This is a genomic window from Methylocella silvestris BL2 (genome assembly GCF_000021745.1).
GTDB classification, from domain to species: Bacteria; Pseudomonadota; Alphaproteobacteria; order Rhizobiales; family Beijerinckiaceae; genus Methylocapsa; species Methylocapsa silvestris.
Window position 1 is genome coordinate 232110 of record NC_011666.1, and the last position, 20194, is coordinate 252303.

Genomic DNA, 20194 nt, shown 5'->3' on the forward strand with positions numbered 1-20194 from the left:
CTCAGGTTATGACGGAGGGCGCGGCGCGGCCGGTGAATTTGGCGATGCCCGCGATCTCATTCGACAAAGTGATGAGATCGGCCAGCGCCGTTGCGGTCTCGATCTGCTGGCGCGTGGGATCGGGCTCGAACCGCTCGATGTAGACGCGAAGGGTCGCGCCCGCCGTGCCGGTGCCGGAAAGCCGATAGACGATGCGCCCGCCGTCCTCGAAATGGATGCGAAGCCCCTGATGCGCGCTATCCGATCCATCGACCGGATCGTGATAGGAAAAATCATCGGCGCCGGCGATTCGAAGGTCGCCGTATTGCTTGCCCTTGAGGCTTGGCAGGGCGGCGCGCAAAGCATCGATCAGCGCATTGGCGCCGTCCGACTCGACTTCCTCGTAATCATGACGCGCATAATAATTGCGGCCATACTCGGCCCAGTGCTTTGTGACGATGGCGTCGACGCTTTCGCCGCGCGCGGCGAGAATGTTGAGCCACATCAGCACGGCCCAGAGCCCGTCCTTTTCGCGCACATGATCGGAGCCGGTGCCGGCGCTCTCCTCGCCGCAGATCGTCGCCATTCCGGCGTCGAGCAGATTGCCGAAGAATTTCCAGCCCGTCGGCGTCTCGAACAGCGGGATCTTGAGTTTTTCCGCGACCTTATCGGCCGCCCGGCTGGTGGGCATCGAGCGCGCGACGCCCTTGATCCCGCCGGCATAGCCCGGCGCCAGATGCGCGTTGGCGGCGATCAGCGCGAGGCTGTCGGACGGCGTCACGAAACGGCCGCGCCCGATGATCAGATTACGATCGCCATCTCCGTCGGAGGCGGCGCAGAGATCCGGACCATCCGACGTCATCGCGAGATCGTAAAGATGCTTAGCGTGGACAAGGTTTGGGTCGGGGTGATGGCCGCCGAAATCGGGCAGCGGCGTCGCGTTCAGGACGGAGCCGGGCGCCGCTCCCAAAAACTCCTCGAAAATGCGCGCGGCATAGGGGCCGGTCACCGCCGACATGGCGTCGAATTGCAGGCGAAAGCCGGATTTGAACAGGGCCGCGATGCGGTCGAAATCGAAGAGCTTCTGCATCAACGCGGCATAGTCCGACACCGGGTCGATGATCTCGACCGTCGCTGCGCCGAAGCGCAGCGTTTGCAGCCGGTCGAGATCGAGATCGGGCGCGTTGAGAATGCGGTATTGTTTGATTTCCTTGGTGCGGGCGAACACCGCTTCGGTGACTTTTTCCGGCGCCGGGCCGCCGTTGGCGACATTATATTTGATCCCGACGTCGCCATGCGGGCCGCCCGGATTGTGGCTCGCGCTCAAGACGATGCCGCCAAAGGCGCCGTATTGGCGGATGACATTGGAGGCGGCTGGCGTCGACAGCAGCCCGCCTTGCCCGACGAGAATGCGGCCGAACCCATTGGCGAGCGCGATTTTGATGACGATCTGGATCGCCTCGCGATTGAAGAAGCGACCGTCGCCGCCAACAACGAGGGTCGAGCCTTCGAACCCTTCGAGACAGTCGAAAATCGACTGCACGAAATTCTCGACATAATTCTTCTGCTGAAAAAGGAGCGTCTTCTTGCGCAGCCCCGAGGTGCCGGGCCGTTGTCCTTCGAAGGGCGTCGTGGCGATAGTCTCGATCATGTTGCGTCCGGATCAGGGGTGAGATGCGTCAGGGGTTTTAGCGTTCGCGGACGAGGTCGCGGAAAAGCTTGGCGTAAAGCGCCGCCGGGCGTCTCCAGGAGACGTCGGTCAACATGCCATTTTCGATGAGTTCGTCCCAGATTTCCGGCTCGGCCCAAAGCCGCGCGGCGCGCTCAAGCGTCGCTCCCAGCATGTCCGCTGTCGGCGGCGAGAATTGCAGGCCGGTGCCGATGCCCGAGGCGAGGGCCATTTCATTGGCGTCGATGATGGTGTCGGCGAGGCCGCCAACGCGCGCGACGATCGGCAAGGCGCCGTAGCGCAGCGCGCAGAGCTGGGTGAGGCCGCAGGGTTCGAAACGCGAGGGGATCACGATCGCGTCGGCGCCGGCCTGAATGCGGTGGGCGATGGCCTCGTCATAGCCGATCACCGCGCCGACCCGGCCGGGCCGGGCCTCCGCGGCCTCGAGGAGCTGGCGCACCAGTTCGGGTTCGCCGGAGCCGAGAACCGCGAGCTGGACGCCAAGGCGCTCCAGCAGATCGAGATTGGCGAGGAGAAGATCGAGGCCTTTCTGCCAGGAAAGCCGGCTGACGACGCCAAGAAGAAGCGCGCCGGGATCGGGATCAAGGCCGAACTTGTCTTGTAGCGCGGCCTTGTTGGCCGGCCGCCGCGCCAGCGTTTCGACGTCAAAGGGCTCGGTAATCAGTGGATCGCTCGATGGGTCCCAAACCTCGTCGTCAATGCCGTTCAAAATGCCGATGAGGCGTTCGGCCCGCGTGCGCAACAATCCGTCGAGCCCCATGCCATGTTCGGGCGTGCGGATCTCGGCGGCGTAGGTCGGCGAGACCGTGGTGATGCGGTCGGACAGCGCGAGCGCGGCCTTGAGGAAGCCGATCGTCCCGTAATATTCGACGCCCTCAAGCGAGAAAGCCTGCGGCGGCAGGCCGAGCGCGCCAAGCAGCTCGGCCGGATATTTGCCCTGGAAGGCGAGGTTGTGGATGGTCGCGACGGTCCCCGGACGCTCGCGCCCATCGTAGTGAAGATAGGCGGCGGCTAATCCCGCCTGCCAGTCATGGGCGTGGACGATATCGGGTAAAAATCCGGGCGCCGCGCCAAAGCCGAGCGCGGACCCCGTCTGGCATAGCGCTGCGAAACGGAATGGATTATCTGGAAAGTCGCGGCCGTCCGGCAGCAGATAGGGGTTGCCCGGACGATCGTAGAGATGCGGCGCGTCGAGCACGAAGAGATCGAGGCCGGCCGCGGACCCGCGCAACACGCGCGCCGGCGCGCCATAAAGCGGCCTGGCGTCGATCACGGTCTCAGCATATTCGATTTGCGCCATCACCGCCGGATAGCCCGGCACAAGCGTTGCGACTTCGATTCCTTCGCCGGCGAGGGCCGCGGGCAGGGCGCCCGCGACATCGGCGAGTCCGCCGGTCTTGATCAGCGGGAAAATTTCCGAAACGATGGCGAGAACGCTGATCTCGCTCATTTGAGTTTGTCGATCATCGTTTGCGTGATGAGGCAGACGCCTTTCTCGGTGCGGCGGAAGCGCCCGGCGTCGAGCGTGGCGTCCTCGCCGACGATCAGGCCGCCGGGGATCTTGACGCCGCGGTCGATCACGACATTGCGCAGCCGCGTCGAGCGGCCGATTTCGACGTAAGGAAGGATGACGGCGTTCTCGACGTCGCAATAGGAGTTGATGCGAACGCCGGTGGACAGCATCGAGCGCTTCACATAGGCGCCCGAGATGATACAGCCGCCGGAGACCACGGAGGAGACGGCCATGCCGCGCCGCAGATCTTCGTCGTGGACGAATTTGGCGGGCGGCGTGACGGCGCCGTCGGTCCAGATCGGCCATTCCTTGTCGAACAGATCAAGGTCCGGGACGATGTCGGTCAGGTCGATGTTGGCTTCCCAATAGGCGTCGACCGTGCCGACGTCGCGCCAATAGGCGGCGTCGGCGTCGCCGGCTTGCACGCAGGAATCGGAAAAGTGATGGGCGATCGCTTTGCCATGCTTGACGAGATAGGGGATGATGTCCTTGCCGAAATCGCGGCTCGAATGTGGGTCGGCGGCGTCGCGCTCGAGCTGTTCGAACAGAAAGTTCATCTCGAACACATAGATGCCCATCGAGGCCAGCGCCTTATCCGGCTTGCCCGGCATCGCCGGCGGATCGGCGGGTTTTTCGACAAAGTCGATGATGCGGTCGTTTGCGTCGACGTGCATGACGCCGAAAGCGGATGCCTCCTCGCGCGCCACTTCAAGGCAGCCGACCGTGACGTCGGAGCCGGAGTCGGCATGCTGTTGCAGCATGATCTCATAGTCCATCTTGTAGATGTGGTCTCCGGCGAGGATCACCATATATTTTGGCGCGCGGTCGCGGATGATGTCGATGTTCTGGAATACGGCGTCGGCGGTGCCGGCATACCATTGATCCTCCGAGACGCGCTGGCTCGCCGGCATGATGTCGAAGGTCTCATTGCTGCCGGCTCTGAAGAAATTCCAGCCGCGCGTCAGATGGCCGATCAGGCTGTGCGCCTTGTATTGCGTGGCGACGCCGACGCGGCGGATGCCCGAGTTCAGCGCGTTCGACAGGGCGAAATCGATGATGCGCATCTTGCCGCCGAAATAGACCGCGGGCTTGGCGCGGCGATCGGTCAGTTCGAGGAGCCGACTGCCACGTCCCCCTGCGAGCACGAAAGCCATGGCTTGGCGGCCGATCGGCGCGCTCGTTCTCATCGATCGATTCCTTTGGACGCTTTCAACAAGGGCGGCTCATTTCGGCTCGGCGTTGCTTCGGCTCAAATGTTGGGGATGAAGAACAGGGTTGCGAGAGGGGGAAGGGTGATTTGCGCCGAAGCAGGTTGCCCATGCGAAGGCTCGTCCCGCGCCAGGATCGCGCCGAAATTGCCGACGCCCGAACCCCAATAGGCCGAGCTGTCCGTATTGATCGCCTCGCGCCACAACCCGCCGCGCGGCAAACCGATCGTGTAGTTGTAGCGCGGCTCCGGCGTAAAGTTGCTGACGATCGCAACGGGCTGGTCGCCGTCGTCGCCATAGCGCAGGAAGGCGAACACGGAATGGTCGAAATCATCGCCGATGACCCAGGAAAATCCAGCCGGATCCTTGTCGCGCCGGTAGAGCGCGGGCGTATCCTTGACGAGGCTGTTGAGGTCGCGGATCAAACTCTGCACGCCCTTGTGGGCGGGCGAATCGAGCAGATGCCAGTCGAGTTCTCTGAATTCGCGCCATTCCTGGCGCTGGGCGAATTCCTGTCCCATGAACAACAGCTTCTTGCCAGGATGGCCCCACATGAAGCCGTAATAGGCGCGCAGGGTGGCGAACATGCGCCAGTCGTCGCCGGACATTTTCTCGAGCAGCGAGCCTTTGCCATGGGTGACTTCGTCATGGCTCAGCGGCAACACGAAATTTTCGGAAAAAGCGTAGACGAGGCCGAAGGTCAGCTTGTCATGCGACCAGCGCCGGTAGATCGGGTCGATCTCCATATATTCCAGCGTGTCATGCATGAAGCCCATATTCCACTTGAAGCCGAAGCCTAACCCGCCCGACGCCGTCGGCGCCGAGACGCCCGGCCAGGAGGTCGATTCCTCGGCCAATGTGACGACGCCGGGGTGGGCCTCATAGACCAGCTCGTTGAACCGCTTCAAAAAAGCGACCGCGTCGCGGTTGTCGTTGCCGCCGTCCTCATTGGGCAGCCATTCGCCGGGATTGCGCGAATAATCGAGGTAGAGCATGGAGGCGACCGCGTCGACGCGCAATCCGTCGATATGATAGCGGTCGAGCCAGAACAAAGCATTGGCGATGAGGAAAGCGGAGACTTCGCGCCGGCCGAAATCATAGATTGCCGTGTTCCAATCGGGGTGAAATCCGCGACGCGGGTCGGCGTGCTCATAGAGCGGGGCGCCGTCGAACTCTGCGAGCCCATGCATGTCGGTTGGAAAATGCGCCGGCACCCAATCAAGGATTATAGAGAGGCCGGCGGCATGCGCCCGATCGACGAAACGGGCGAAAGCGGCCGGGTCGCCGAACCGCCGCGTCGGCGCGAACAGTCCGATCGGCTGATAGCCCCAGGAGGCGTCGAGCGGATGCTCCGAGACGGGCATTAGTTCAAGATGGGTAAAGCCGAGATCGAGGGCGTAGGGAATCAGCTGATCGGCGAATTCGTCATAGGTGAGAAAGCGGCCGCCTTCGCCGCGCCGCCACGAGCCGAGGTGAACCTCGAGGGTCGTCATCGGTTCGCGCCACGCCTGGCGCGTCCGGCGGCGCTCCAGAAAAGCCTCGTCCGTCCATTTGAAATCATCAATGCGCGCGACGATGGAGGCGGTCGAAGGGCGCATTTCCCCAGCAAACCCGACAGGATCGGCCTTGAGCGGCAACAGCCGGCCGTCGTGGGCGATGATTTCATATTTATAGGCGGTTCCCGCCCCGACATGCGGCGCGAAAATCTCCCAAAGGCCCGAATCGATGCGCTTGCGCATCTGATGCAGCCGCCCGTCCCAGCGATTGAAATCGCCGACGACCGAGACGCGCACGGCGTTCGGCGCCCAGACGGCGAAATGAACGCCCGCGACGCCCTCGACCTCCATGAGATGGGCGCCGAGCTTTTCGTAAAGCGCGCGATGCGTGCCTTCGACGAGAAGATAATCATCCATCTGCCCGAGCACGGGCCCGATGGAATAGGGGTCGACGAAGCGCCACGACCCGCCGGCGTTGGCGGCCTCGAGCTCATAGCGCAACGGTCGGGAGGCGCCGGGAGCCAGTCCCTCGAACACGCCGCCGCCGCGGCTCTCCAGTTTGAAATAGCCGTCGTCGGCGGTCGCCGCGGCAAGCGTGTCGGCGTCGGGCGAAAAGGCCCGGATCACCAGGCCGTCACTCGTCTCATGCGGTCCGAGAACGGCGAAGGGGTCGCCATGCCGGGCTTCGCCAATGGCGGCGATGTCATCCTCGCCAAGCCGCCAGTCGCCGGCGTCCCGCTCCGGGGCGCCTGCGTTTTGTCCCATTGTCAGTTTCGTCCGGGCGGCGTCGTTGGTACGTTCCATATCTCCTGCGCATATTCCGTGATGGTCCTGTCGGAAGAGAACCACCCCATGTTTGACGTGTTGATGACGGCGGAGCGCCACCAGCTCTTTTTATCGCGCCAACGCTTGAACACGTCGCGCTGCGTATTGTAGTAGCTGTCGAAGTCGGCGGTCACCAGGAAGAAGTCATTGTAGGTGAGCGCATCGACCAGCGGGCGGTAGCGGTCCGGCTGCTCCGGCGAGAAGACGCCCGAGGCGATCGATTCCAGCGCCTCGGACAAGCGTTGCGACCGCGCGATAGCCTCCTGGCCGCTAATGCCCTGCGTCCGTTTGGCTTCGACTTGATCCGCCGTCAGCCCGAAGATGAAAATATTCGGCGCGCCGACTTTTTCGAGGATTTCGACATTGGCGCCGTCGAGCGTTCCAATCGTCAACGCTCCATTCAACGCGAACTTCATATTGCCGGTTCCCGAGGCTTCCATGCCCGCGGTCGAGATCTGCTCGGAGAGATCGGCGGCGGGAATGATGCGTTCGGCGAGGCTGACATTATAGTTCGGTAAAAACACGACCTTGAGGAGGCCGCGAACCGTCGGGTCGGAATTGACCACCTTGCCGACGTCATTGGCGAGCTGGATGATCAGCTTGGCCGTCGTATAGCTCGCCGCCGCCTTGCCGGCGAAAATTTTCACGCGCGGAATCCACTCGCGGAACGACTGGGCGCGGATTTCCTCGAAGATCGCCACTGTCTCGAGAATATTGAGGATCTGCCTTTTATATTCGTGAATGCGCTTGATATGCACGTCGAACAGCGCATCCGGATCGAGTTTTACGCCAATCCGGTCGCGAACGAGGGCGCTCAGCGCGACTTTGTTGGCGCGCCGGATCGCCGCATAGCGCTCCGTGAAGGCGGAATCATCGGCGTAGGGGGCGACTTTCTCGAGGATCGTCGCGTCGTCGAGAAGCGTGTCGCCGACCACCTCGGTCAGCAGCGAGGTCAGCGACGGATTGGCTTCCTTGAGCCAGCGGCGGAAGGTGATTCCATTGGTCTTGTTGGTGATCTTGCCCGGCTCGACGGATTCAAGATCGCGGAAAACGGTCGTCTTCATCAGATCGGAATGAAGCGCCGACACGCCGTTGACCTTATGCGAGCCGAGAAAGGCGAGATGCCCCATCCGCACGCGCCGCCCATGAGATTCGTCAATCAGCGAAAGCGCTGCGAGTCGCGCGCCGCTCGCGTCCGGTCCCTTGCCGACCTTTTCGAGATGGAGCGCATTGATCAGATAAATGATCTGCATATGGCGCGGCAGCAGCCGCTCCATCAGCGGCACCGGCCAGGTTTCGAGCGCTTCGGGAAGCAGGGTGTGGTTGGTGTAGCTGAATGTCGCTTTGGTGATCGCCCAGGACTTGTTCCAGGGGATGTCGTAGCGATCGACCAGAATATGCATCAATTCGGCGACGGCGATTGCCGGATGGGTGTCGTTGAGCTGAATGGCGGCCTTGTCGGCCAGAGTCTTTATGTCTCCGAACAACGACATGTGCCGCCGCACGAGATCTTGCAGCGACGCCGAGGCGAAGAAATATTCCTGCCGCAGGCGCAGCTCCTGCCCGGCCGGGCTGGTGTCGCCCGGATAGAGCACTTTGGAGATCGATTCGGCGCGGACCTGATCCATCAGCGCGCCGACATGGTCGCCGCTGTTGAATTTGTCGAGCCGCAGCGGATCGGCCGCGCGCGCGGCCCACAGCCGCAGCGTGTTGATATGCGCGCCGCGCCAGCCGGCGATGGGCGTGTCATAGGCGAGGGCCTGAACCGTCTCGCCCGGCATCCACACCTGCTTCAATTCGCCGTCCGGCAGCGTCTGCGTCTCGATATGGCCGCTGAAGCCGACGCCATAGACGAGTTCGGGCCGCTGGAACTCCCACGGATTGCCATAGGAGAGCCAATCTTCCGGATATTCGAGCTGACGGCCGTCCTTGATGCGCTGGCGGAACAAGCCATGATCGTAGCGGATGCCATAGCCATAGGCGGCGATGGAGAGCGTCGCCATGCTTTCCATAAAACAGGCGGCGAGACGCCCAAGGCCGCCATTGCCGAGCGCCGCGTCCGGCTCGACCTCGCGCAGCGCCTCAAGATCGACTCCGAGCTCGGCGAGCGCGGCGCGGGTCTGGTCGATCAGCTCCATATTGGTGAGGGCGTCGATCAGCAGCCGGCCGATAAGGAATTCAAGGCTGAGATAATAGACCCGCTTGCGGCCGGTCTTCTTGGCGGTGTCGATCGAGGTAAGCCAGCTTTCGACGATCTTGTCGCGCACGCTGAGGGCCGTCGCGATAAACCAGTCATGCGGGGTCGCCGAGCCGACGCTCTTGCTGACCGAATGTTTGAGCTTCTCAAGGATACGATCGCGGATTTCGGCGACTTCCGCCGCGGCCGGAACTTGGCCCGTTGCGGCCGGCGCGGCCGCATCCGCCACGAGCGGGGCATCGGCTTGAACATCCATCTGAGCGGCGCTCCCTTTCCTGCGCAGGTCGTTAAGCGCTGCGGACCTGATGCGGAGCAAAGCGCGGGCCATGCGGGCCGCTTTGGCGAGGTTCCGGTTGGAGCGTCATGCTAGACCAAGGGCGATAGGCGACAAAGCCGAACCTTGCCGGCCTTCATGGCTCTATCGGCGGACAAGATTGCGCCTCAGGAGGGCGCGTTTCGCGTTCCGCGCCGCACGCTGCGGCAATTTGCCTAAGTTTTAGCAGGCCGGCCATTCGACGTGTGACGTCACGGCGAAGGCCCGCCCCGCCTTCTCGTAATCTCAATATTGATTGTATTGCCGCGGCGCATAGGAAGAGCGCCCTTCGTCGTTATCTCGGCGATCGTATTTATTCCGCTCATGCGAGCCATAGGCGCAGCCGGCAGCCGCGCCGAGAACGCCATGGCCAACGAGGTGCCCGGCGACGCCGCCGACGAGCGCGCCCTTGAGACAGCCGGGTCTTGCTTGCGCCGGTCCCGCCGCGAGGGCGCCCGCAACGCCAACGGCAAGCGCTCCGGCCAAAGCCGCATTTCTCAGGATATGGATTGATTTGACGGAAGACATTTCGACCTCTCTTTCGCCAAGCTGAACGCCGCCATAGCCCAGGGGTTCACGCCCGCCTTTGCGAAATCCGCCGCGACTTTAGTTCGCTCCGGCGGAAACGCCGTCGTCGAAGCTCGCCATTCCGATAATACGGGAGACCCTTTGGCCATCGTCGGAGAGCGGCAGCAGCAGCCGCTCGAAAAAGAAGGATCGGCCCTGCGTGAGGTTGAAATAGGCATATTCATAAGCGGGCCGCCCGGAACGGATGCAGCGGCGGTAGGCGCCGTCCTCGGCCCCGAGAATTTCGGTTTCGGATACTTCAATATCCTGGCATTCCCGCCGCAGACCCATGCGGTCGACCAGGGCCTTGCCGACCGACACGAAACGCACGGCGGGCGGATTGATCGCATTGTCGACGTCGGCGACGATGACATGGTCTTGCGGCTCGATGTCGTCGAGCGACAGCTCATCGAGACGGGGCAGCTTGCCGTCGCGGTAAAGATTGGTCCACAGGGTCTGCAATTTTTCGAGCGCAGGCGACCGGATGCGTTCTGCGCGCGGAGCGTCCTGCTGCGCCGTGTCGATCACCGAGGAGCGCGGCGCGCGGAGCGTCCATGAAACGCCTTCCTCCGGATAGATCAGGCTGGCGGTCCCGCGCAGCGACTGTCCCGCCACCCGCTGGATGACGGTCGTCCCGAACCCCGCGCGTTCGGGCGCCTGCACGGGCGGCCCACCGCGCTCGACCCAATTCAGAACGAACATCGGCTCGGCCTCCGCCTCGTGATCGACCCGCCATCCGATCGAAACGCGGCCGATCGCATTCGACAGCGCGCCATATTTGGCGGCGTTGGTCGAGAGCTCGTGCAAGGCCATGCCAATCATCTGCGCCGCGTCCGGCTTCAGCCGGACGCCGAGGCCGCTCAGCATGATGCGGCGCTGGCCCGGCTCCCAATGATGACCGACCTGCGAAAAGATGAGATCGGTCATCGACACGCTCAGCGAATTGGTCTTCGCGAGCAGATCATGCGAATGAGCGAGGGCGCGCAGACGGTCGCTGAAGCGGGCGACGAAATCATCTTTCGACACGCTGCCCTTGGCCGATTGGCGCAGGATCGATTCGATGACGGAGAGAAGGTTCTTCGATCTGTGCGAGAGTTCGCGCAGCAGGATCGAGGCCTGGTCGTCGCGCCGCCGCGCCTCCGTGACATCGTGCCAGACCGCGACGGCCCCGGTGATCGCGCCGTCCACGATGAGCGGCAGTTCCGCCGTTTCGAAATCATGTTTCAGCCCACTGGGCGAGGTGATCTGATAATGCTGCGGCCCAACGCTTTCGCCGGCGAGCGCGCGGCGCGCCGCCAGGGCGGCAGGGTCGATCGTCTCGCCTGCGGAATTGCGCACGCTGAGCTGGGCGGCGACGTCCCCGAACGGGAGCGGCTGCGGCATATCTGGAGTGACGCCCCAGACGGCGCGCGCAGCGGCGTTGGTGCGCGCGATTGCGCCATCGCGGTTAAACACGGTCACCGGCACATTCAACGCCTCGAACACCGCATCGAGCTCGGCTGTCTGCTGCGCCATCCGCGCATTTGCCTGTTCGAGCTGGGCCAGCACGCGCTTTTCGTCCGAGATGTCCCGCGCCAGCACGGAAATGGCGGCGGCGTCGCCGTTGCGGCCGCGCATCGGCGCAATGCTCAAAAGGACATCAAAGGACGATCCGTCTCGGCGCAGGCGCTTTGTCTCGCGCCGGACGATGTCGCCCGCCTTCGCCGCCTCGAACAGGGCCTCGGCTTCGCTTTGCAGCTCGGGCGGGATCAGCGCTGTCTCGGCTTTGCCGATCATTTCTCGCGACGAAACGCCGAACATGCGCTCGGCGGCGGGATTCCAGCTCCTCACCGCGCCGTCAAGCGTCAGGCTGTAGATCGCGTCGCCGGTCGTTCCGACGATGGCGGCGAGATGGGCGTTGTCTTCTTCAAGGCGTCTGTTCTGCGTGACGTCGAGCATTACGCCGATGCGGCTGACCGGCTGCCCATTTTCGAAAAAAGTGCGTCCGCGCAACGACAGCCAGCGCAAGACGCCGTCGCCGTGCCGACGGATACGGAATTCGGTCGCATAGGAGCCGTCGCCGGCGGGATCGCTGGCGGCGGCGAGCGCCCCTTCGGCGGCAGGCCGATCCTCATCCAGCACCTGATCGGCAAGCATCGAGAAGCAAATGGAATCCGTTGGATCGCGGCCCCAGATCGCCGAGGCCCGCCCATCTAGCTGATAGCGCTGCGTCAAAAGGTCGATCTCATAGGCGCCGATCGCGGCGGCGCCGAGGGCGAGCTTCAGCCGCTCCCCGGCGTGGCGGGAGGCGCCGCTGGCGAGCCGTTCGGCGGTCAGATCGCGGAGCGAAATCGCGCCCGGCGCGTCGCCCCGGGCTTTTGCCTCGATCTCGACGGCGACGAGGCCGCCATCCTTGCAGCGAATGAGGGCGCCGAATTTCGCTGCGAACCCGGCGCGAAGGGCGGCGAGCGCGCGGTGCGACTGAGGCGTCGGGACCGCGACGAGATGCTCGATGTCGCCGCCCATGACGTCCTGCGCCCGGAACCCTGTCAAAGCTTCCGCAGCCGCGTCCCAGCTCGCGATCTCCCCCTTCGACGAGAGGCTGATCGTGATATAGTCTACAGCTTGCATGGCGTTTGCGGAGGACAAAGCGGTCCCTCTCATGGACGGCGGACCGCCGTCGGCGCAGCGGCGAATCCTGGAATCGCATCGAAACGCAGCCAAGGCTGCCCGAAAACCGGCTTCCGGCGCGGGAACTGCCCAGAACAGCGAGCCCCCCGGTCAGAGACAGCTTTTCTCGCACAGCCTTGCGTTTTGCGCCATGGCTCGCGCATCTTGCGTGAGAGCGCCGCGCCGAAAAAGTGTTGAACAGCCACAGCGTCGCCGCGTCTCCGCTTGACTGCCGCCGCTTGCCTCGGAGAACCTGTCGCAGGCTGGGCCGGCGTGCGGCAATCAAATTGTCAAAATGTTGTGCTTGGTTGAGACGGCGGGCGGCCCGTATGATCGGGCCGGCGGTCGCGAAGGATCAAAACATTGCCGCGCATGACGGAAAAAGCCTTGACGGCCGATCGGCTCGACGCAGACAGCGCGGACGGCGACCGCGCGTCGGAGGCGCCGGGCCAACCGCCTTCGCCCCAGCGCGGCCGGGGCGGGCGGCTTTGGGCCGTCTCCAAGCAGCGGCTGTCTTCGGCCGATCTCGGCGCTGTCCGGTTCTTTTCCCGCTCAGCGAGATGGCGCGTCGGCAGAACTTCCGCCGTGCTGATCAGCAGGCTTGGCAATGGCTGGCTCTATCCGATTCTTGCTTTGATGATCGTCGAACATTTCGGCAGCAAGGCGGGGCGCGTGATCCTGGCCGCGGGCCTCAATGCGGGGCTGCTGCACTGCCTCTATCCGCTGATCAAGCGCATGATCGGGCGACCGCGGCCGTTTCGCATGGACGCGAGGGTCTTGTCGCTGTCCGGCGTTCTCGACGAGCATTCCTTTCCGAGCGGCCACGCCATGACCCTCTGCGGCGTGCTTGTGCCAATCGTGCTCGCCTGGCCCGATTGTCTTCCCGCCGCGCTGGCGCTCTTGCTTTTGATGGGCTGGGCGCGAATCGCCACCGGCCATCATTATCCGAGCGACATCTGCGCCGGAGCGGCTTTCGGCTTTATCTTGTCTTATCCGCTATCGGTCTGGGCGCTCGCCGTTTAGATCATGCCCAGTCAAGCCAGCGGTCCGGCCGGCGCCGCGGCGGTCGCCGCAGCCGATTTCCTCACGCGCGCGGCTTTCGCTTCCATTTTTTCGGCGAAGCGGCCGATGAGCTCCTGAAGCCCTTTGTCGTTGACGACGTTCTGCGCTTCTGCGGGCTCGAACCAGCGCAAGTCCCGCTGATGCGCTTCCGGCCAGTCGTGCATCTGCTCTTTGACGAGCAAGGGATAGATCCTGACCTGACACAGCAGGTTTGGAGCGCCTTCCAGCGTCTTGTGAAATCGGAACGATCCAAAAGGTTTATCCGCAACAGCGCCGCGGACGCCCGCCTCCTCGAACGCTTCGCGCGCGGCGGATTTTGCCGGGTTCAGTCCCTTGATCGGATCGCCTTTGGGAACGATCCATCGTCTGCTCCGCCGCGTCGTGATCAAGAGAATTTCCAGCGCTCCGGCATGCGTGAAGCGATACGGGAGCGCGCCATATTGGAGGCTGACGGGCGAGGGTTTCCTCACCGGCGGTTTGCTCAATCTGTGGCCACCTCAAACTTCGCCTTGGCGAATTGGACGGAAAGGGATTTTTGATAACTTCAAGGCGTCATCGCTACAGGCAACGCCCAATCTCATCTAACGTTCAAACCGGGCTTACGGATAAGCTGATCTTTTATTATATAGCATCTTGACGCCAAGCAAGCGGGACGCCCGCTGCTGAAGCACCTGTCGAATCAATTCTACCGGCTAGCCATGCCATTTTAGCGAATCATGTCACTGCAATATGACAGCGCGTCGTAGCGCTGACTATGCGCCTGTTGGAATAGGGCGCAACTCGCCGCGCCACGACGCGTGCCTTCCGCTCCGCCTGTGAACCGCGCCATTATCGTGGAACCTAATCGATAGGGTCCGGTTAAAGCGCCGTTCAACAATAACGGGAGGACTATATGTCAAAACGTTTGATGCTCGCACTCGCCGCTGCTCCGCTGCTGTTCGCCGGGGCCGCTTTCGCGGAATCGGCTGGAACCTCGTCCGGCTCAGCGACCGGCCAGAATGTTCAGCCGAGCACCGCCATCCAGAAGCAGGAAGGCCGGTCGGCCGAAGATCAGATGACGCCCGCGGGCGGCGGAGCGCCGGGAATTCCGGCCAAGCCTGGAGCTCAGAGCGGTGAATTGCCCAAGTCCAACATGAATTCCAACGCGAAGCCGCCGCAATAGGTCACGATCGTAAACGCAATCGATTCCAAAGAGTTAGAGCATGGTGTCGGCGCGCAAACTATCCAACTTGTCGGCCTCATGCTCTATTGCGACAGCGTTTAGGCGAAACCGCGGCGCCTGAGCCGGACGATGGCGAGATCGAGGGCGGAGAGAAACGCCGATCGGTCATTTTGCGAAAACGGCTTGGGGCCGCCGGTGATCTCGCCCTGGGAGCGCAGATCGTCAAGAAGGTTGCGCGTCGCCAGAACCAGACCCATGCGGGCCTCGGTCAAGGCTTTTCCTGTCGGCGAAATGACGTCGGCGCCGGCTTTGACGCAACGGCTGGCCAGTAGAATATCGGCGGTGACGACAATCGCTCCGCGTCTTGCCCGGGCCGCGATCCAGTCGTCGGCGGCGTCGGGCGCAGCGTCGACGACGACGCGCTGGATCGCGGGGTCGCGCGGAACAGAAATAAAACTGTTGGCGACGACGTAGACCTTCACGGAGCCTGTCCGTTCCGCCACGCGGTAGATCTCCGTCTTGACCGGGCAGGCGTCGGCGTCGACGAAAATTTCGATCTCTTGCGGCGAGGCGCTGTCGATTGCGCCGCGGTCCGTCACGCTCAGGCCTTTGTACGATTCGTCCGCCGCGAAGGCGGCGCGCCGCGCGACGACGAGCCGCCATAGGCGCTTGGCTGAGGCGCGCCTTCCGCGGACTCGATCCGGATCGCGTCCTGGTCTTTGCCGTGGCCGCCGCCTTGACGCCGCACATTGGCGAAAAATTGTTTCGCGGCAGGCTCGGCGACTTCAAACCAGGTTTCCCGTTCGAAAATTCGGATCGCGCCGATGTCCTGCTTGGTCACATCGCCACGACGGCACAGCATGGGCAGCAGCCATTTCGGATCGGCCTTTTTCTGCGAGCCGATGTCGAGCTTGAACCAGACGCCGCCTTCGCCCCCGCGCTGTGGCCCGTTGGGGGGCCCCATCACGGAGAGGCCGGTTTCTGGCGCCTTCGCCTGGATCTTGAACCTCCTCGGCCGCCGGCAGGCGCGCGCGCAACAGGCGGGCGAGGGCGGCGGCGATGGCCTCAGGCGAGCGCTCGTCCAAAAGAGCGCGGGCGATCTCGGAATCCTCTTCGCCGATCGGCTCGTCGAGCAGCGGATCGCGCAGCAGCCGCTCGTGATCCAGGCGGCGGATTTCCTCCGCGGTTGGCGGGCCGCTCCAGCTTGGCTGCAATCCGGCTTCCATCAGCAGGCGCTCGGCGCGTCGCTTGCGCGCGGAGGGCACAAGAATGATGCTGATACCTTTTCGCCCGGCGCGCCCGGTGCGGCCGCTGCGATGCTGCAGAATTTCGGCGTCGTGCGGAAGATCGGCGTGAATGACCAGCGCGAGGCCGGGCAGGTCGATGCCGCGCGCGGCGACGTCGGTCGCGACACAGACTCGCGCCCGGCCATCACGCAAGGCTTGCAACGCATGGTTGCGCTCGTTCTGGCTGAGTTCGCCCGAAAGCAGCGCCGCGGAAAAGCCGCGCTCGACCAGGAAGGCGTGCAAATGGCGCACCGCTTCACGGGTATTGCAGAAGACGATCGCGCCCGGCGGATCGATCATGCGCAGCACATTGACGACAGCGTGCTCGATCTCATTCGGCGCGACGCGCATCGCCCGATATTCGATGTCGGCGTGGCCGCGTTCCTTGCCGGCGACCTCGATGCGCAGCGCGTTCTTCTGAAAGCGCTTGGCGAGCGTCGCGATGCCTTTTGGAAGGGTCGCCGAAAACAACAGGGTGCGGCGTTCGGGCGGCGTCGTTTCGAGGATGAATTCGAGATCCTCGCGAAAGCCGAGATCGAGCATTTCGTCGGCTTCGTCGAGCACCACCGCCTTCAGGCGCGAAACGATCAGCGCGCCCCGCTCGATGTGATCGCGCAGCCGTCCGGGCGTGCCGACGACGATATGCGCGCCCGCGGCCAAGTCCCGCCGCTCGCGTCGCGGCTCCATGCCGCCGACGCAGGAGATCACGCGGGCGCCGGCGTAATGATAGAGCCATTCGAGTTCGCGCTGCACCTGCAGGGCAAGCTCGCGCGTCGGGGTGATGATCAGGGCGAGCGGTTCGCCGGCCGCGCCGAGCGCCGGGGCGCCGGCGAAAAGATCCTCGGCGATGGCGAGACCATAGGCCACGGTCTTGCCCGAACCCGTCTGCGCCGAGACAAGCAGGTCGCGGCCGGCGGCGGCGGGCTCCAGCGCCGCCGTCTGCACGTCGGTCGCCTGATCGTAATTGCGTTCGGCGAGCGCGCGCGCCAGCGCCGGGTTGGATGATTGGAAAGGCAAGTTTTGAGATATCCTTGAAGGGAGCGCCGCCGCGACGTCAAACTGCGGGCGGAGCGCGGCCGCGTCTTGCGGCTTCTTGACATAGCGCGATTTCGCCTTTTGCGCCAATCAATCGGGCGCCTTCCGGTCCGGCGCGCTTTGGCGGACTGCGCAGCCCGTTGAAATGACGGAATTATGACGCTGCGGGCGGCGCCTTTTACCGCGACGGAGCGGGTCCGCCTCTGCTATCAAGCCAGTCGCGAAACTTCGGCGAAGAGCGAGCCATGGATTTTTACAGGCGTTTTACCTTCCTCGTCTGCGCTCCGGCCTTCGATGAAAAGGATCTTGAAGGCCAGCGGTTGCAACAAATCGTCGCCGCGATCGAAAGCGTCGGCGTCGAAGTCATCCATGCAAGACGCACCGAGGACGCCGAGATGGCGGTCCAGACGGACGCCGCGATCGGCTGCATGGTGATCGACTGGGGCAAGAAAGGATTTGAGGGAAAGGTCCCGGCCCTGATCAATCTGATGCGCCGCCGCGGCCTTGAAATGCCGATCGTCATTCTCGTGCGGCGCCGGCATTTTGAGGAAATCCCGGTCGAGGTGCTGGATTACATCGACGGCTATGTCTTTCTTGCCGAGGAGACGCCGGAGTTCATCGCCAAGAATCTCGTCAGCCGCCTGCGCCAATATGCCGACACGCTGAAGACGCCGTTTTTCGGCGCGCTTGTCGATTACGCCAATGAGGGCAATCAGCTGTGGACCTGTCCCGGCCACAATGGCGGGATTTTCTACAGCCGCAGTCCGATCGGGCGCATCTTCGTCGAGCATCTCGGCGAGGCGGTGTTCCGCGACGATCTCGACAATTCGGTGCTGGAGCTTGGCGATCTTCTGACGCATGAAGGCCCGGCGCTGCGCGCGCAGAAAGAAGCGGCGGCGATCTTCGGCGCGGAAAAAACCTATTTCGTCCTCAATGGCACGTCGTCTTCGAACAAGATCGTCCTGTCCGCGCTGGTCGCCGAAGGCGATCTCGTGCTGTTCGACCGCAACAACCACAAGGCGGCGCATCACGGCGCGCTGACGCTCTCCGGCGGCGTGCCGATTTTTCTCGAGACTGACCGCAATGCCTATGGATTGATCGGGCCGATCTACCCCGAGGCGCTGAACGCGGACCGGATCCGGGAAAAGATCCGTAACAACCCCTTGGTGAAGGACAAGGACGCCTGGCGCAAGGAGCGCCCGTTCCGCGCGGCGGTGATCGAGCAATGCACCTATGACGGCACAATCTACAACGCACAGATGATCCTCGAGGCGATCGGTCCGCTGTGCGACTATATTCTGTTCGACGAGGCCTGGGCGGGCTTCATGAAGTTTCATCCGCTGTTCGCCGACCGCTTCGCCATGGGGCTGCGCGGACTTGGACCCCAATCCCCCGGCGTCATCGCGACGCAATCGACGCATAAGCAGCTTGCGAGTTTTTCGCAGGCCTCGCAGATCCATGTGAAGGACAGTCATCTGCGCGGGCAGGACCGCTATGTGGGCCACCGCCGCTTCAATGAATCCTTCCTGCTTTACGCCTCCACCTCGCCCTTCTATCCGCTGTTCGCCTCGCTCGACGTCGGCGCGCAGATGATGAAAGGCCGCTCCGGCGAAGTGCTGTGGGACGACACCGTCCGGCTCGGGATCGAGCTGCGCAAGAAAATCCGCGCCGTGCGCCGCGAATTCGACGTCAAGGAGCAGGATCCTTCGCGCAAATGGTTTTTCGACGCTTTCGTCGCCGACAAGGTCAGCCTGCCGGGCGGCGGCGAGATCGCCTGGGAGGATATTTCGACCGAAGAACTCTCCTCCAACGCGCGCTATTGGGAGCTCGCGCCCGGCGCCGGATGGCATGGGTTTACCCATGTTGCGGAAAATTTCGCGATCACCGATCCGATGAAGCTGACGCTTCTGACGCCGGGCTTCGACCGCGCGACAGGCGCCTATGAGGCGCATGGGATTCCGGCGCCGATCGTCGCGCAATATCTGCGCGAAAATCGCATTGTCGCAGAAAAGAACGATCTCAACTCGCTGTTGTTTCTTCTGACGCCAGGCGTCCAGTCGAGCAAAGCCTGGACGCTTCTGAGCGCGCTCGTCGCGTTCAAGAAGCTGCACGACGACAATGCGCGGCTGATTGACGTCATCCCGGAATTCGTGGCGGCGCGGCCTCTTCGCTATAAGACCATGCGGCTGCGCGATCTCTGCGGCGAGATGCACGCTTTCTACAAAAACTGTGGCGTCAGCAAATTGCAGAGGGCGCAATTCGCCCCGGAGAATCTGCCGGAAATGGCCATAGCGCCGCAGGAGGCTGTGCGTCTGATGGTGCGCAACAAGGTTGATTATCTGCCGCTCGACAAGCTCCCCGGCCGGATCGTGACGACGCTGTTCGTCGTCTATCCGCCCGGCATCGCGACGATGGTGCCCGGCGAGCGCATTGCGGCGCAGAACTCGCCTATGCTCGATTATCTCAAAATGTTCGAGCGCAGCGCCAATCTGTTTCCGGGTTTCGAAGCGGAGATCCAGGGCCTCTATCGCGAGATCGAGGCCGATGGTCAGGTGCGGTTCTACACTTATGTGGCGCGCGAATAGCGCGCGGGCAGCTATTTCCCGGCCGCCGGCGGGGCGTCGTCGCGCGGATCGTCGAGCGCGGCCGGCGGCGAGGCGCCGCCGTCGCCGAGCGGGCGCTGCAGCAGCACGGTGTCGGTCCAATGTCCGAATTTGAAGCCGACCGACTTCAGGACGCCCATGCGTTCGAAGCCCGTCGACTCATGCAGGCGCAGCGACGGGCCATTGGCGCTGTCGACATAGCAGATCATCTGGCGAAACCCCGCCGCCGCGCAGGCCTCGATCAGCACCGGCAGCAGCATGCGGCCCACGCCGGCGTTCAAATGATCCTTGTGGACATAGATCGAATGTTTGACGGCGTAGCGATAGGCCGGGCGCTTGAGAAAAGGCACGGCATAGGCGTAGCCGACGACCGCGCCGCCAAGTTCTGCAACGATATGCGGCAGACGCCGTTTCAGCATGGCCTTGCGCCGGCGCTTCAAATCGTCGTCGCGCAGTGGCTCGGGCTGATAGTCGCCAAGCCCGTTCTGAACATGATAGGCATAAATATCCACCATGGCGGGCACGTCGACTTCGGTCGAGTGGCGCACGATGATCCGGGAGGGCTGATCGAGCATGGCAAAAGGTTCCGGCACGAGACGCGCCGCCCGT

Annotated in this window: 13 protein-coding genes and 1 pseudogene; 3 read left to right on the forward strand and 11 right to left on the reverse strand. The window is 63.4% G+C overall.

Annotated features, from left to right (window positions below):
• Position 1: 1 nt before the first annotated feature.
• The 7 genes from MSIL_RS01090 to MSIL_RS19955 all read right to left on the reverse strand — a co-directional run bounded on the left by MSIL_RS01090 (position 2) and on the right by MSIL_RS19955 (position 12431).
• On the reverse strand, positions 2–1630 hold the full coding sequence (locus MSIL_RS01090) for an alpha-D-glucose phosphate-specific phosphoglucomutase (RefSeq protein WP_012589263.1): 1629 nt from the start codon (positions 1628–1630) through the stop codon (positions 2–4).
• A gap of 37 nt (positions 1631–1667) precedes the next feature.
• On the reverse strand, positions 1668–3119 hold the full coding sequence (glgA, locus tag MSIL_RS01095; RefSeq protein WP_012589264.1) for a glycogen synthase GlgA: 1452 nt from the start codon (positions 3117–3119) through the stop codon (positions 1668–1670).
• Entirely contained in the window at positions 3116–4369 is a 1254-nt protein-coding gene (glgC, locus tag MSIL_RS01100) for a glucose-1-phosphate adenylyltransferase (RefSeq protein ID WP_012589265.1), read from the reverse strand. The genes glgA and glgC overlap by 4 nt, the downstream gene beginning before the upstream one ends.
• 62 nt (positions 4370–4431) lie before the next feature.
• Positions 4432–6651: a 1,4-alpha-glucan branching protein GlgB gene (gene glgB / locus MSIL_RS01105; protein ID WP_012589266.1), complete on the reverse strand. Its 2220-nt coding sequence runs from the start codon at positions 6649–6651 to the stop codon at positions 4432–4434.
• 2 nt (positions 6652–6653) lie between these two features.
• Positions 6654–9164, reverse strand: coding sequence for a glycogen/starch/alpha-glucan phosphorylase (locus MSIL_RS01110; RefSeq protein ID WP_012589267.1), 2511 nt, complete (start codon positions 9162–9164; stop codon positions 6654–6656).
• A gap of 303 nt (positions 9165–9467) precedes the next feature.
• Positions 9468–9749 carry a hypothetical protein gene (locus MSIL_RS01115; RefSeq protein ID WP_012589268.1) on the reverse strand — a complete coding sequence of 94 codons (282 nt, stop codon included), beginning with the start codon at positions 9747–9749 and terminating at the stop codon, positions 9468–9470.
• Positions 9750–9827: 78 nt separating this feature from the next.
• On the reverse strand, positions 9828–12431 hold the full coding sequence (locus MSIL_RS19955) for a PAS domain S-box protein (protein WP_012589269.1): 2604 nt from the start codon (positions 12429–12431) through the stop codon (positions 9828–9830).
• Positions 12432–12809: 378 nt separating this feature from the next.
• Between MSIL_RS19955 and MSIL_RS01125 the strand changes: the two genes are divergently transcribed.
• Positions 12810–13460: a phosphatase PAP2 family protein gene (locus MSIL_RS01125; protein WP_244406302.1), complete on the forward strand. Its 651-nt coding sequence runs from the start codon at positions 12810–12812 to the stop codon at positions 13458–13460.
• Between the two features lie 11 nt (positions 13461–13471).
• Here MSIL_RS01125 and MSIL_RS01130 read toward each other — a convergent pair whose 3' ends face one another.
• A complete protein-coding gene (locus MSIL_RS01130; protein ID WP_012589271.1) occupies positions 13472–13984 on the reverse strand; it encodes an NUDIX hydrolase in 513 nt (170 codons plus the stop codon).
• 407 nt (positions 13985–14391) lie between these two features.
• Between MSIL_RS01130 and MSIL_RS01135 the strand changes: the two genes are divergently transcribed.
• On the forward strand, positions 14392–14661 hold the full coding sequence (locus MSIL_RS01135) for a hypothetical protein (RefSeq protein ID WP_012589272.1): 270 nt from the start codon (positions 14392–14394) through the stop codon (positions 14659–14661).
• Between the two features lie 98 nt (positions 14662–14759).
• On the opposite strand, the gene MSIL_RS01140 is transcribed toward MSIL_RS01135, so the two are convergent.
• Positions 14760–15260 (reverse strand): YaiI/YqxD family protein, encoded by a 501-nt coding sequence (locus tag MSIL_RS01140; RefSeq protein ID WP_012589273.1) that lies wholly within the window; start codon positions 15258–15260, stop codon positions 14760–14762.
• 2 nt (positions 15261–15262) lie between these two features.
• A pseudogene (locus tag MSIL_RS01150) lies at positions 15263–16964 on the reverse strand (DEAD/DEAH box helicase).
• A gap of 263 nt (positions 16965–17227) precedes the next feature.
• On the opposite strand from MSIL_RS01150, the gene MSIL_RS01155 reads away from it, so the two are divergent.
• Entirely contained in the window at positions 17228–19567 is a 2340-nt protein-coding gene (locus MSIL_RS01155) for an Orn/Lys/Arg family decarboxylase (protein WP_012589275.1), read from the forward strand.
• 11 nt (positions 19568–19578) lie between these two features.
• Here MSIL_RS01155 and MSIL_RS01160 read toward each other — a convergent pair whose 3' ends face one another.
• Positions 19579–20160 carry a GNAT family N-acetyltransferase gene (locus tag MSIL_RS01160; protein ID WP_012589276.1) on the reverse strand — a complete coding sequence of 194 codons (582 nt, stop codon included), beginning with the start codon at positions 20158–20160 and terminating at the stop codon, positions 19579–19581.
• Positions 20161–20194 lie beyond the last annotated feature (34 nt).